12 protein-coding genes and 2 tRNA genes are annotated in these 13,861 nt (G+C 62.4%); 4 read left to right on the forward strand and 10 right to left on the reverse strand.

The window, feature by feature from the left end; translation table 11 throughout:
• Nucleotides 1-79: 79 nt before the first annotated feature.
• Nucleotides 80-1,114 carry an endonuclease/exonuclease/phosphatase family protein gene (locus JMY29_RS11280; protein WP_189075479.1) on the forward strand — a complete coding sequence of 345 codons (1,035 nt, stop codon included), beginning with the start codon at nt 80-82 and terminating at the stop codon, nt 1,112-1,114.
• On the opposite strand, the gene JMY29_RS11285 is transcribed toward JMY29_RS11280, so the two are convergent.
• Nucleotides 1,111-1,890 carry an SDR family oxidoreductase gene (locus tag JMY29_RS11285; RefSeq protein WP_055972357.1) on the reverse strand — a complete coding sequence of 260 codons (780 nt, stop codon included), beginning with the start codon at nt 1,888-1,890 and terminating at the stop codon, nt 1,111-1,113. The two genes, JMY29_RS11280 and JMY29_RS11285, sit on opposite strands and share 4 nt — an antisense overlap.
• A 72-nt stretch (nt 1,891-1,962) precedes the next feature.
• On the opposite strand from JMY29_RS11285, the gene valS reads away from it, so the two are divergent.
• Both valS and JMY29_RS11295 read left to right on the forward strand, forming a co-directional pair.
• Nucleotides 1,963-4,584 (forward strand): valine--tRNA ligase, encoded by a 2,622-nt coding sequence (valS, locus tag JMY29_RS11290; protein WP_039241774.1) that lies wholly within the window; start codon nt 1,963-1,965, stop codon nt 4,582-4,584.
• A gap of 342 nt (nt 4,585-4,926) precedes the next feature.
• Entirely contained in the window at nt 4,927-5,802 is an 876-nt protein-coding gene (locus tag JMY29_RS11295; protein ID WP_189075478.1) for an Fpg/Nei family DNA glycosylase, read from the forward strand.
• Nucleotides 5,803-5,834: 32 nt separating this feature from the next.
• Here the strand turns inward: JMY29_RS11295 and JMY29_RS11300 are convergent, their stop codons facing one another.
• The 6 genes from JMY29_RS11300 to JMY29_RS11325 form a co-directional block, all read right to left on the reverse strand.
• Nucleotides 5,835-6,479, reverse strand: coding sequence for a mycothiol-dependent nitroreductase Rv2466c family protein (locus JMY29_RS11300; RefSeq protein WP_018777830.1), 645 nt, complete (start codon nt 6,477-6,479; stop codon nt 5,835-5,837).
• An 81-nt stretch (nt 6,480-6,560) separates the two neighbouring features.
• The gene (gene clpX / locus JMY29_RS11305; RefSeq protein ID WP_018777831.1) at nt 6,561-7,850 is read right to left on the reverse strand and encodes an ATP-dependent Clp protease ATP-binding subunit ClpX; all 1,290 of its coding nucleotides are present in this window, start codon (nt 7,848-7,850) and stop codon (nt 6,561-6,563) included.
• A gap of 182 nt (nt 7,851-8,032) precedes the next feature.
• The gene (locus tag JMY29_RS11310; protein WP_018777832.1) at nt 8,033-8,692 is read right to left on the reverse strand and encodes an ATP-dependent Clp protease proteolytic subunit; all 660 of its coding nucleotides are present in this window, start codon (nt 8,690-8,692) and stop codon (nt 8,033-8,035) included.
• A gap of 40 nt (nt 8,693-8,732) precedes the next feature.
• Nucleotides 8,733-9,344 (reverse strand): ATP-dependent Clp protease proteolytic subunit, encoded by a 612-nt coding sequence (locus JMY29_RS11315; protein ID WP_018777833.1) that lies wholly within the window; start codon nt 9,342-9,344, stop codon nt 8,733-8,735.
• A gap of 220 nt (nt 9,345-9,564) precedes the next feature.
• Complete coding sequence (tig, locus tag JMY29_RS11320) at nt 9,565-10,947, reverse strand: trigger factor (RefSeq protein ID WP_189075477.1); 1,383 nt, start codon at nt 10,945-10,947, stop codon at nt 9,565-9,567.
• A 70-nt stretch (nt 10,948-11,017) separates the two neighbouring features.
• Nucleotides 11,018-11,092, reverse strand: a tRNA-Pro gene (locus JMY29_RS11325).
• Nucleotides 11,093-11,220: 128 nt separating this feature from the next.
• Between JMY29_RS11325 and JMY29_RS11330 the strand changes: the two genes are divergently transcribed.
• A tRNA-Gly gene (locus tag JMY29_RS11330) sits at nt 11,221-11,294 on the forward strand.
• A gap of 61 nt (nt 11,295-11,355) precedes the next feature.
• Here the strand turns inward: JMY29_RS11330 and JMY29_RS11335 are convergent.
• From JMY29_RS11335 to JMY29_RS11345, 3 genes are all read right to left on the reverse strand, one after another.
• Nucleotides 11,356-12,243: an Fpg/Nei family DNA glycosylase gene (locus JMY29_RS11335; RefSeq protein ID WP_189075476.1), complete on the reverse strand. Its 888-nt coding sequence runs from the start codon at nt 12,241-12,243 to the stop codon at nt 11,356-11,358.
• Nucleotides 12,243-12,683 (reverse strand): ribose-5-phosphate isomerase, encoded by a 441-nt coding sequence (locus JMY29_RS11340; protein WP_018777836.1) that lies wholly within the window; start codon nt 12,681-12,683, stop codon nt 12,243-12,245. The genes JMY29_RS11335 and JMY29_RS11340 overlap by 1 nt, the downstream gene beginning before the upstream one ends.
• 140 nt (nt 12,684-12,823) lie before the next feature.
• Nucleotides 12,824-13,828 carry a hypothetical protein gene (locus tag JMY29_RS11345; protein ID WP_189075475.1) on the reverse strand — a complete coding sequence of 335 codons (1,005 nt, stop codon included), beginning with the start codon at nt 13,826-13,828 and terminating at the stop codon, nt 12,824-12,826.
• Nucleotides 13,829-13,861: the final 33 nt, after the last annotated feature.

Raw genomic sequence — 13,861 nt, forward strand, 5'->3', positions numbered from 1 at the left:
GCCGGGGCTCGTGCTCCACTCGCAGAGTCATCCCTGGGGAGGACGGTCCCGGGCGGGAGGGCTGCATAGACTCGGGTCCATGTCGAACCCCGCTCCTGCCGTCCCGGCTGCCAGCAAAGCACATCGTCGGCCTTCCCTTGCATGGACCGTATTCGCACTTCTCTTCGCGGTACCAACGGCAGGCATCTCACTGTTCCGCGCGATTCCTGTCGAGTGGCCCCTGCCGGTGGTCCAGCTGTTGTCTTTCACTCCATGGCTTGTCATCCCGGCTGCCGTGGCGCTGCTCTTCGCTGTGGTGGGGCGGCGGATTTGGGTCATCATCACGACGACGGCCCTGCTGGCGGTCCAGCTGTTCTGGCTTTTTCCGCTGGACGCCGGGAAGCCCATGGAACTGCCCGCGGGAACGATCACAATTCCGGTGAAGGTCATGAGCCTGAACACCGAGTATGGCGAGGCCGATGCATCGACCATTGTGCAGTTGGTCCGTGAGAACGGCATCCAGATCCTGGCGTTGCAGGAACATACCCAGGGTTTGGAGGACCGCCTCCGCGCGGAAGGCTTGGAGGCGATCCTTCAACACCGTGTCAGCGAGCCCAGCGACGACGCGTCGGGCGGCGCCGTCTACTCCGTGTTCCCGCTTGAACCGGATGGTCTCCTGCCGGATACCCCGTTCCGGATGGCCGTCACGAGGGTCCTCGTGTCGGACCAGGCCTCCGGTGCCAGGTCGGCTTTGAACCTGACTAACGTCCATGCGCTGCCCCCGGTGGACGAAAGGATCGAACAATGGCGGAGCGATCTTGGGAAGATCGGCCGTCAGGCCTCGACTCCGGGAAACCATCTGCTGATGGGCGACTTCAATTCCTCCTACGACCACCCGGAGTTCCGGGCGATGCTGGATTCCGGAAGGGACGGAGCGAAGCTGGTGGACGTGGGAACGGCAGCGGCGGGGCGGTTATCCCCCACCTGGCCCATGGAAGGGCCGCAGCTCCCGGGAACGGTGTTGGACCATGTGGTCACATCACCACGGATCGGCAGCAGCGGCTACCTGGTTCGCAAAGTTCCCGGTTCGGACCACGCAGCTGTGCTCGCCACGTTGGAGGTCCCTGCGGGCTAGTCCTGCTTGCGGACCAGTTTGTGGTTGGCTGCCTGGGCCACCGGACGAACCACGATTTGGTCCAGGTTGATGTGGTGCGGCAGTGAGACCGCGTATTTGACGACGTCCGCAACGTCGTCGGCTGTCAGGGGCTTCTCCACGCCGGCGTAGACCTTGGCTGCCGCCTCCTTGTCTCCAAGCCTGTTCAGTGCGAATTCCTCTGTGTACACCAGGCCGGGAGCCACTTCGATGACCCGGACGTTATTGCCCACCTCTTCAAGGCGGAGCGCATTGGTCATGGCGTGCTGGGCGAACTTCGCCGCGTTGTACCCTCCGCCGCCTTCATAGGCGGACAGCCCGGCCGTCGAGGTGAGATTGAGGACCGTTCCTTCGCCGTTTTCGCGCAGCATCGGCAGGAAGGCACGGGTGATTTTCATGGTGCCCAGGACGTTCACCTGGTACATCCACTCCCAGTCTTCGGTATCGGCATTCGCAATGGTGTCAGCGCCCCGCGCACCGCCGGCGATATTGATGAGCGTGTCAGCACCCCCGGCTTTCGTGACAGCCGCAAGCAAGGCGGCGACGTCGTCGTCGTCGGTGATGTCTGCCGGGAACGGCACGGCGCCGGTTTCGGCACCCAGGGCACCAAGCCTGTCAGCCCTGCGCGCTACGGCGAAGACCTTCCATCCCGTGGCGGCCAGGGCCCTCACGGTGGCCTCGCCGATGCCGGTGCTGGCTCCGGTTACCACGGCCGTCTTGTTCTGTCCTGCGGGGATATTGTGCGCTGCCAAAGTCATGGCACTACCCTATCCGGGGTGCAAGGTTCCGGGGCGGCGGGTTGTAACGCCAGGCCATGAAACAATTGGTCCATGGCTGAATCAACGCAGGGTACAGACACGCCCGCCACCGCCCCCATTAACGTTCCCGACAAGCCGGCCCTTGAAGGCCTTGAGGCTGCCTTGACGCAGCGCTGGCTTGAAGAGGGAACCTACAAGTTCAATCCGGACACCACCCGGGAGCAGGTCTACTCGATCGACACTCCCCCGCCGACGGCTTCAGGCTCGCTCCACGTGGGCCACATGTTCTCCTTCACCCAGACCGACGTCCAGGCCCGTTACATGCGGATGACGGGCAAGAACGTCTTCTACCCCATGGGCTGGGATGACAACGGGTTGCCGACCGAGCGCCGCGTCCAGAACTACTACGGTGTGCGCTGCGATCCCGCCATCCCTTACAAGGCGGACTACACTCCCCCGGCACAGCCGGCCAAGAACCAGCGCGATTTCGACGTCGTTTCGCGCCAGAACTTCATCGAACTGTGCGAGGAACTCGCCGTTGAGGACGAGAAGGTCTTCGAGAACCTGTTCCAGACCCTCGGCCTGTCCGTGGACTGGGACCTGACCTACCGCACCATTGACGACACCTCCCGTGCGGTGTCCCAGCGCGCCTTCCTGGCCAACCTGGCTGCGGGCGACGCCTACATGGCCGAGGCACCCACCCTGTGGGACGTGACCTTCCGTACCGCTGTGGCGCAGGCCGAGCTCGAGGACCGCGAAGTCGCCGGCGCCTACTACCGCTACCCGTTCTTCACCGAAGACGGCGAAAAGATCTTCATCGAGACCACCCGTCCGGAACTGCTGGCTGCCTGCGCCGCGTTGGTGGCCAACCCCGACGACGAGCGGTACCAGCCGCTCTTCGGCAAGACCGTGAAGTCCCCGCTCTTCGACGTGGAACTTGAGGTCAAGGCCCACCCGCTCGCCAAGGCGGACAAGGGTTCCGGCATCGCCATGGTGTGTACGTTCGGTGACCTGACCGACGTCACCTGGTGGCGCGAACTCCAGCTGCCCACACGCGCCATCATGGGCCGCGACGGCCGCATCATCGCCGACACCCCGGAATGGATCACTACCGACGCCGGCAAGGAAGCGTATGCCGCGATCGCGGGCAAGACGGCCTTCTCCGCCAAGGAAGCCGTAGTAGAACTGCTCAAGGCAGCAGACCTGCTCGATGGCGAACCGAAGAAGATCACCCACCCGGTGAACTTCTTCGAAAAGGGCGACAAGCCACTCGAAGTTGTCACCTCCCGCCAGTGGTACATCCGCAACGGTGGCCGCGATGAGGAACGCCGTGAGCGCCTGATCGCACGCGGCCAGGAAATCAACTTCCACCCGTCCTTCATGCGCTCCCGCTACGAAAACTGGATCGCCGGCCTGAACGGCGACTGGCTCGTATCGCGCCAGCGCTTCTTCGGTGTGCCCATCCCCGTCTGGTACCCGCTGGACGCGCAAGGCAACCCGGACTACGACCACCCGATCCTGCCCTCGGACGAGATGCTCCCCGTGGATCCGGCAGCCGACGCCGCACCCGGTTTCGACGAGTCGCAGCGCGACCAGGCCAACGGCTTTACCGGCGATGCGGACGTCCTGGACACCTGGGCAACGTCATCGCTGACACCGCAGATCGTGGGCGGCTGGAGCCGTGACGAGGAACTGTTCTCCAAGGTCTACCCCTTCGACCTGCGCCCCCAGGGCCACGACATCATCCGTACCTGGCTGTTCTCCTCGGCAGTGCGTGCTGACGCCCTGCAGAAGAGCGCACCGTGGAAGCACGCAGCGATCTCCGGCTGGATCCTGGATCCGGACCGGAAGAAGATGTCCAAGTCCAAGGGCAACGTCGTTGTCCCCACGGACGTGCTGAACGAGTACGGTTCGGATGCTGTGCGTTACTGGGCCGCTTCGGCAAAGCTCGGCGCCGACACGGCATACGAGATTGCCCAGATGAAGATCGGTCGCCGTCTGGCCATCAAGCTGCTGAACGCCTCCAAGTTCGTGCTGAACCTCGGGGCCACCGAGAACTCCGTGGTGACCACCGACCTCGCGGTGCTGACGAACCCCCTGGACCGTGCGCTGCTGGCGCAGCTGTCCGACGTCGTCGCGCAGTCCACCAAGGCGTTCGACAACTACGACTACGCCCGGGCGCTCCAGATCACGGAATCGTTCTTCTGGCAGTTCACGGACGACTACGTCGAACTGATCAAGGACCGCGCCTACGGGGCGGCCGGCGAGTCCGAGCAGGCTTCCGTACTGGCCGCGCTGGCAACGGCCCTGGACTCCCTGCTTCGTCTCTTCGCCCCCTTCCTGCCCTTCGCCACTGAAGAAGTGTGGGGTTGGTGGCGGACAGGGTCGGTCCACCGCGCCGAATGGCCCGCCGCCCTGGAAATCACCGACGGCGACACCACCATGCTGGGCACGGTCGGGATCGCTTTGAGCGGCATCCGCAAGGCAAAGTCCGAGGCCAAGGTCAAGCAGCGCACCGAGGTTCTCTCAGCATCCATTACAGCTTCGGAGATTCTGGTCTCGCAGCTGAAGGCGGGTCTGGGCGACTTGAAGGCGGCCGCTAACGCGCAGGAAATCACGCTGCAGTCCGGCGAAGGTGAACTGACGGTCAGCGACGTTGTCCTGGCACCTGCCGAGGAGACTCCAGCCTCTTAAGGCCAAGGTGAGCCCGGCAGTATCCGGGCAAAGGGGAAGCCCCATCAGCGTTTTGCCGTTGGTGGGGCTTCGACTTTTCGGCTGTCTGGTGACGACTTGACAGTCTGGCGGAATCCTTGGAATTTCAGGTCTTCCTACCTCGTCACTGGTAGCTTGCTTCCAACTGTGCCAAAGGCTGCGTTGGTTGCATATCACTGAATCTTTGGTTTCCGTGTCCCTCTTCTTTCGAAGTGGGTAAGAACCATTGTTGTACCGCAAAAGACAACACGCAAGGGCTCCGGGATAACTACAATCCTGTAGTTATCCTGCCGATCCGGAACCACCTGTGGCAAAGTAATGTCCATGCCGGAACTGCCCGAAGTGCACGGCCTGTGCATGTACCTGGACACCCAACTCCACGGAGCCACGCTGACTGAGGTCCGCATCAACTCCTTCTCGGCACTCAAGACCGCCGACCCGCCCTACACCGCCCTCGAAGGCAGGACAGTCCAGGGGGTGCAACGGATCGGAAAGTTCGTTTGCGTTGACCTGGGCGGACTCTTTTTCGTGTTCCACCTGGCCAAGGCGGGCTGGGTCCGCTACACGGAGCACCCGTCTTCGGCAGGGTTGCGGATGGGCAAGAGCAACATTTCGGCAAGGTTGCTGTTCCACCGCGCCAGCGACGACGCCCACATCGGAATGGACCTCACCGAAGCCGGGACGAAGAAAAGCCTGGCCATCTATGTGGTCAGGGACCCACAGGAAGTTCCAGGCATCGCAACACTCGGTCCCGAGCCGCTGAGCCCGGACTTCGATGAGGCTGCATTCGCCGCGATTCTGAAGTCCAGTCCACAGCAGATCAAAGGTCTGTTGCGCAGCCAAAGTGTCATAGCCGGAATCGGCAACGCCTACAGTGACGAGATCCTCCACGCCGCCAGGATCTCCCCTTTCGCCATAGCAAAGTCGCTGGACCAAGAGACCGTGGCGCGGCTGTATCAGTCACTGCAGGAGGTCCTGGTCGGCGCCGTCAACGCGGCAGCCGGGAAGCCATCCAGCGAACTCAAGGACACCAAGCGCAGCAACTTCCGCGTACACGCCCGGACGGGCCTGCCGTGTCCTGTGTGCGGAGAAACAGTAAGGGAGGTGTCCTTCGCGGACACCTCCCTCCAATACTGCCCCCACTGCCAGACCAACGGCAAGATCCTGGCCGACCGCCGGACCTCACGATTCCTCAAGTAGCCCGGCCGTGACCTCTGGAGGGCAACAAGCGGTTAGTTGAATTCAGGGCTTTCGGTGCGGCTGCGCTTCAACTCGAAGAAGTGCGGGTAGCCGGCCAGGGTCACGGTTGCATCCCAGATCTTCCCGGCTTCCTCGCCACGCGGAATGCGGGTGAGTACGGGGCCGAAGAACGCAGTGCCGTTGACAGCGACCACGGGGGTTCCGACGTCCTGCCCTACCAACGAGATTCCGGACTCGTGGCTGGCCCGCAGCTTGGAATCGTATTCATCGGAAGTGGCAAAACGTGCCAGGTCCGCGGGAAGCCCGGTGTCGGCCAGGGCTTTCTGGATCACGGATGCGCGGTCCTTATTGCCCTCATGGTGGATCTGCTCCCCCATGGCGTCGTAGAGGGGCTTGACGTAGCTGCTGCCATGAAGCTCCTGCGCAGCAATGATCACGCGGACCGGTCCCCAGCTGTCGTCCATCATGGCCCTGTAGTCGGCAGGTAGATCGCGGCCTTCGTTCAGGACGGAAAGGCTCATTACGTGCCATTCGGTCTCGATACCGCGCACCTGTTCGACTTCCCCGATCCAGCGCGACGTAATCCACGCGAACGGGCAGACCGGGTCGAACCAGAAATCTGCCTTGTTGACGGTGTTGTCGGACGCGGTCACTTCAGACACAAGCTGTTCGGACACAGGGGAACTCCTCGGAAGAGTGGAAACGTGGCTTTTTCAAGGCGGCTCGCAACCAAGCCGCTCCTTTTTGCCAACGGCAGTTTAGGCAGACTTATTCCGCCGCTTTGCCACCACGTCATGGGCGATCATGGTGGGCTGGGCTTTCTTGGATACTGCATCCGCTGTGATGACCACCGTCGCGATGTCGTCCCGGCTGGGCAGATCGAACATGACCGGGAGAAGCACTTCTTCCATGATGGCCCGCAAACCACGGGCGCCGGTGCCCCGTTCGAGCGCCTGGTCCGCTATGGCATCCAGGGCGTCCTGGTCGAACTGCAACTCCACGCCGTCCAGCTGGAACATTTTCTGGTATTGCTTCACGAGCGCGTTTTTGGGCGTGGAAAGGATCTGGATCAGCGCCGGACGATCAAGGCTGGACACGGTGGTGATGACAGGCAACCGGCCAATGAATTCCGGAATAAGTCCAAACTTCAGCAAGTCCTCGGGCATGACTTCCCCGTAGGTGTCCACATTGTCCCTGGCTTCGTTCAGTGGTGCACCGAAGCCAATGCCCTTCCGGCCGGACCGGGAGCCGATAATGTCCTCCAGGCCGGCAAAGGCGCCCGCCACAATGAAGAGAACATTGGTTGTGTCGATCTGGATGAACTCCTGATGCGGGTGTTTTCGGCCACCCTGGGGAGGTACAGAGGCCACAGTGCCTTCCAGGATTTTCAGGAGGGCCTGCTGCACACCCTCACCGGACACATCCCGGGTGATCGAAGGGTTCTCGCTCTTTCGCGAGATCTTGTCGATCTCGTCGATGTAAATAATGCCCTGCTCGGCCTTCTTGACGTCGTAGTCGGCGGCCTGGATGAGCTTGAGCAGGATGTTTTCAACGTCCTCGCCGACGTAGCCTGCTTCGGTCAAGGCCGTGGCGTCTGCGACAGCGAACGGGACGTTCAGCCGGCGGGCCAGGGTTTGGGCCAAATAGGTTTTACCGCAGCCGGTGGGGCCGATCAGCAGAATGTTGGATTTGGCGATCTCCACATCCTCGTGATGGGGCCCTTCGCCCAAACTGCCGGTCTTGGGTGCATGCCCGGCCTGGATGCGCTTGTAGTGGTTGTATACCGCTACCGCGAGCGACCGTTTGGCGGGTTCCTGGCCGATGACATATTCCTGCAGGAAATCAAAGATTTCGCGGGGCTTGGGCAACTCGAAGCTTCCGAGATCGGAGACCTCGGCCAGTTCCTCTTCGATGATTTCGTTGCACAGCTCGATGCATTCGTCGCAGATGTACACACCGGGCCCGGCAATCAGCTTCCGCACCTGCTTCTGGCTCTTTCCGCAGAAAGAACACTTCAGCAGATCCGTGCTCTCACCAATCCGAGCCATGTGGGAATCCCTTCGTTGCATGCGGGTGATGCGGCTCCGCGCCGTACTCAAGTGTGCGGCCAAGCCGCGGTTGGCACCACCGTGACACCATCCACTCTAGGTCACAATGGGCTGCTTGCGTGGAAACAGAACGCCGGTGCGGTCCATATTTCGCGAACCGCACCGGCGTCGTATTCCGTGTGCTACCGGGCGATTGCCTGCGGCTTGATCTTCCTGGAGTCAAGAACCTGGTCGATCAGGCCGTAGTTCATGGCTTCGGCCGCCGTCAGGATCTTGTCACGCTCGATGTCGTTGTTGACCTGCTCGGAGGTGCGGCCCGAGTGGTGGGCCAGCGTGTCTTCAAGCCAGGTCCTCATGCGCATGACCTCCGCAGCCTGGATCTCGAGGTCCGAGGCCTGGCCGCCCTGGCCGCCGGAGAGGGCAGGCTGGTGGATCAGGACCCGGGCGTTCGGCAGAGCAAGACGCTTGCCGGGAGTTCCGGCCGCGAGCAGGACCGCGGCGGCGCTGGCTGCCTGGCCCAGGCAGACCGTCTGGATCTCCGGACGGATGTATTGCATGGTGTCGTAGATGGCCGTCATGGCCGTGAAAGAGCCGCCCGGCGAGTTGATGTACAAGGTGATATCGCGGTCCGGATCCGTCGACTCAAGGACCAGCAGCTGGGCCATGATGTCATCGGCAGATGCGTCGTCAACCTGCACGCCGAGGAAGATGATGCGGTCCTCGAACAGCTTGGTGTACGGATCCTGGCGCTTGAAGCCGTAGGGCGTGCGCTCTTCGAACTGGGGCAGGACGTAGCGGCTGGACGGGAGGTTACCGGCAGACCATCCGAAGTTGTAGTTCATGTTCTTACTCCTGGGGTTTCAGTGGTTCTTTGGTGCCGGATTAGTTTTCGGAGTTCGACTGGTTGGCCGTACCGCCGCCACCGGCCACAGAACCGGCGTGCGCCGAAATCTTGTCGAAGAAGCCGTATTCCAATGCCTCTGCGGCCGTAAACCACTTGTCGCGGTCGTTGTCCTTGAGGATGGTCTCCACGGTCTGTCCGGTCTGCTCGGCCGTAAGCTCCGCCATGACCTTCTTCATGTGCAGGATCAGTTCCGCCTGGATCTTGATGTCCGAGGCCGTCCCGCCGATGCCGCCGGAAGGCTGGTGCATCAGGATGCGGGCGTTGGGGGTTGCGTAACGCTTGCCCTTGGTTCCAGAGGAAAGGAGGAACTGGCCCATGGAAGCTGCCAGGCCGGTGGCCACGGTGACAACATCGTTCGGAATGAACTGCATGGTGTCGTAGATGGCCATACCGGCCGTCACGGAACCACCCGGCGAGTTGATGTACAGGTAGATGTCCTTCTCCGGGTCTTCGGCCGAGAGAAGGAGGAGCTGGGAGCAAATGGCGTTGGCGTTCTCGTCACGCACTTCAGAGCCGAGCCAGATAATGCGCTCTTTCAGCAGGCGGTTGTAGATGTAGTTGTCCTGGGCTGCGGGATCGACAGTTGCCATCCGGGGAGCCTCTGATTGCTGTGACATAAGTACTTACCTCTCGCTGGTGCCAGTGACCTCACTGAACTTCACTACTTGGACACTAACCGTTTTCCGGGGTGATTTGTTCGCCGGAATCGCGCTGTTCGCTGACGGCGCACGTTTGCCTTCAGCGCCACTGTTCGGCCTTAAAGAAAACCGACCCCGGATCAACTGATCCGGGGTCGGCCTGCGTCGCGAATTAGAACTTCACTGCTGCGGGGTCGTCGCTGGCAGGAGCGTCTGCTTCTTCCGAAGCTTCAACAGCAGCAGCTTCTTCGGCTGCGGCTTCTCCGGCGGGGCGGACGAAGTCCGTCAGGTCAACCTTGTTGCCTTCGGTGTCGACTACCTCGGCCTGGCCCAGTACAACGGCCAGAGCCTTGCGGCGGCGAACCTCGGAAACCATCATGGGAACCTGGCCGCTCTGATCAATGATCTGGGCGAACTGGTTGGGGTCCATGCCGTACTGGCTTGCCGTGGTGACGATGTAGTCGATCAGCTCGTTCTGGCTGACTTCAACTTCTTCCTTGTCGGCAATGGCGTCGAGGATGATTTCGTTCTGGAAGGCGCGCTCGGTATTGGCCTTGACCTCGGCGCGGTGCTCCTCGGTGTCGTGGTCACCTTCGCCGTGGGCGTTCTCCGGGTTGAAGTGGGCCTCGATCTGCTCTTCGACTACAGAGTCCGGAACCGGAACCTCAACGAGCTCAACGAGCTTGTCCAAGACCTTGTCGCGGGCCTCGACGCCCTGCTCCACAACCTTGGAATCGGCTGCCTGCTTGGCGAGGTCCTCGCGGAGCTCTGTAAGGGTGTCGAACTCGGAAGCGAGCTGGGCAAAGTCGTCGTCGGCCTCGGGAAGCTCGCGCTCCTTGACGGCCTTGACAACGACCTTCACCTGGGCAGCTTCGCCGGCGTGGTCGCCGCCAACAAGCGTGGTGTCGAAGATGGCTTCTTCGTCGGCGGACAGACCGGTAACGGCTTCGTCCAGGCCTTCGAGCATGGTGCCGGCGCCTACCTGGTAGGACAGGCCGGCAGCGGAATCGATCTCTTCGCCGTCAATGGTGGCGGTGATGTCGATGGTGAGGAAGTCATCGTTCTTGGCAGGGCGCTCAACGGTCTTCAGCGTGCCGAAGCGGCCGCGCAGTTCGTCGAGGGACTTGTCAACGTCGGCGTCGGAGGACTCAGCAGCAGCAACCTCAACCTTGATGCCGGCGTAGTCCGGCAGTTCGATCTCGGGGCGGACATCGATCTCCACCTGGAACTTGAGCTCGCCGTCGGTTGCGGACGGATCCGGAACCTCGGTGATTTCAACCTCAGGACGGCTCAGCGGGCGGACGCCGGTTTCCTGGACTGCAGCCTGGTACCAGCCGTTGAGGCCATCGTTGATGGCCGTCTCCAGGACGTAGCCTCGGCCGACACGCTGGTCGATGAGCTTGGAGGGAACTTTGCCCTTGCGGAATCCGGGAACCTGGATCTGCGAAGCAACGGTCTTGTACGCGGCATCGATGCTCGGCTTCAGTTCCTCAAAGGGAACCTCAACGTTGAGCTTGACCCGCGTTGCGGTGAGGTTCTCGACAGCGCTCTTCACAGTCTAAGTACTCCTGATTTTGTGGGTATGGGGTTCTGTCGTGTCCCGGAATCGGACACAAAACACAGAGTCGGGGTGACAGGATTTGAACCTGCGACTTCCTGCTCCCAAAGCAGGCGCTCTAGCCAAGCTGAGCTACACCCCGAACGCACAGGACAGTCTACGGGCAAGCGGGCCGGGAATGCACATTTGACACCGCCGCCGGAATTAGGTTTAGTTGTACCCGGCTTCAACAGCCACCGGGAAGTTGTCCTCGAGCAGGATATTCCTCCTGGGGACGTAGCTTAATGGTAAAGCCTCAGTCTTCCAAACTGATTACGCGGGTTCGATTCCCGTCGTCCCCTCCAGGCAAAGCGCCCCCGATCCACGGATCGGGGGCGCTTTTTTCTGTCCGGATCCGGCAGAAACCTAGACCTGGCAGCCGGGGCACCAATAGAGTTTGCGGGCACCGATTTCCGTCACACCCACCAGCGTCCCGCAAGCGCGGCAGGGCATTCCCTCGCGCTTATAGACAAAGTGGGCATCGGCGTCGGGCGCCAAGACGCCGCCGCCGGTCCAGAGTGACGGGGGTGTCGTAACAATCCGGCCATCGCGGACGCCGTCGGACATGGTTGCCACTGTGTCGTCCCACAGCCGGCCTGCGGTCTCGACATCAATACTTGTTCCGGGCGTCCATGGGTCCACCGCCTGCCGGAACAGCACTTCGGCGCGGTAGATGTTCCCGACCCCGGCCAACACGGACTGGTCCATCAGCAGCAGTGCTACAGCGGTCTTGCGCCGGCGCAGGCGCGCGATGAACTCCTCGCGGTCCCCGGGCCGGTTTTGGAGGGGGTCGGGCCCCAGGCGGTCCAGCACGGCTTCCGCCTCGGCAGCAGTGATCGCCGCGCATGTGGTGGCACCACGGAGATCAGCCCAGCCGTGTTTTGAGACAAGCCTGACGCGGACGGCACCCACGGGCTCCGGCGGACCGGCGTAGTCACCACCGTCCGCGCCTGAACCGCTCTCCCGCTCACCGATGCGGCGCGGAGCTCCAATGCTTGAGGAACCAGTGAATGTGCTGTCTCCGCCAAAACTCCAGGCTCCGTACAGGCCAAGGTGCACGTGGAGGAACAGGCCGTGGTCGAAGCGGAGGAAGAACTGCTTCCCGTGGGCCGTTGCTTCCTCCAAGGTGTGTCCCGTCAACAGGCTTGCGCCGGCCACGAAACGTCCTTGGGGACTGGAGACTTCCAGGCGCTGCCCGCCAAAAACATCCTGGAATTGGCGGGCCAGCCGATGGACCGAATGTCCTTCCGGCACTACTGGACGATTTCGCCGGTGGTTTCGTACACGGCGATCTTGCCGATGCGGCGGACATGGCGCTCGTCGTTGCTGAACGGTTCCTGCAGGAAGGCTTCAATAAGCTCCGTGGCTTCTTCCACAGTGTGCTGGCGGCCGCCGACGGCCACGACGTTGGCGTCGTTGTGTTCCCGGGCCAGTTTTGCGGTGGAGAGGTTCCAGGCCAAGGCTGCGCGGACACCCTTCACTTTGTTGGCGGCAATCTGCTCACCATTTCCCGAACCACCCAGGACAATGCCAAGCGCGTGAACCCCGGCCTCCTGGTCAGCGACGACCGCAAGGGCGGCGTTGATGCAGAACGACGGGTAGTCATCCAGTGCGTCGTATTCCTTGGGCCCGTGATCCACTACTTCGTAGCCCTTCGCAGTGAGGTGGTTGACCAAGTGGGCGCTCAGTTCCATTCCAGCGTGGTCCGTAGCGATGTGGACGCGGGGTGTTGTCACGGGAAGTCCATTCTTATCTGGCGCGCCGGTTCGGCACTGGGCAGCGGCACAGCACATGCCGGGGCGCGGCGTTGAGGGATGCGCTACCTAGGTTACCGCTACCGCGGTTGTTGGGCCTGCCCGTCATCGTGGGCCCGACGGGCAGCCCTGTTGAGAATTCCGGCAAGTTTGTCGGCTGAGGCACGCGTACCTGCGCTTAAAGCGACGCGGCCACCGTTAAGTTTCTTTACCACCACGGCCGGGCCGCTTCCCACCAGCATGGCGGTGGCGTCGTCATGGTGCCGCCAGCCCCAGCCGCCGTAGTCGGCGGCTTTGACCTCCGCGGCAGCAGCCGCAGCGATCTCGACGGCGGGAACGGTCAGGACCCGTACGATGCCTCCTGCGAAGACCTGCAAGCCTCCCCTGTCCGCCCGCACCCTGGCAAACAGGAAACAGGCACCAACCAGCGCCGCCGCGGCCACGAGGGCGCCGAGCCATGGCACTGCGACCGCAATCAAAGCAGCAGGGAACACTGCCGAAACGATGATCATGACGAACACCGAACTGCGGGCGTGGACCCACATCCTGAGGCTGTCGTGGGCCAGCTCCGGATCCGCCAGGAGGCGCAGCTCTTTCTGGAGGGCCACGTCATCTTCCCGCGTCCACCGGGGGTCCGGTTTGAAAGCGAACATCATGACGACTCCAAGGGCCAACGCGGCTCCGCTGCCCATAGCCAGCACGATCGGGTCGACATGGGACTCGCGGGCGTCGGCAGCCCCGCTTTGGCCCACCAGGCAGGCCGCCAGGACCGTGGTGATGAACAGGCTGACCATCAGGCCGATACCCATCATGACGCGCCGCATGATCACGGGCCGGGAAATCGGGACAGCCTGCAGGAACACTGCCCAACCGCACAAAGTGATGAGCGCCGCGCCGACTGCCACATAGGCGCCGAACGGCGCGAAGGACGTGCCGCCGTCGGCACTCCACATGACCGCCACGGGGTTGGGGAGATCATTGCGGAGCATTTGGGCGCACACCACGAAGCCGATGGCAAGCAGCAGAGGAAAGGCCACCGCGAACCTTAAGGCGCGGACGTCGAGGTTTTCCCGGATCGATCCCATATTCCAACGCTACTCCGTGGGAGCGACACTGTG

The organism is Paenarthrobacter nicotinovorans (assembly GCF_021919345.1).
GTDB lineage: Bacteria > Actinomycetota > Actinomycetes > Actinomycetales > Micrococcaceae > Arthrobacter > Arthrobacter nicotinovorans.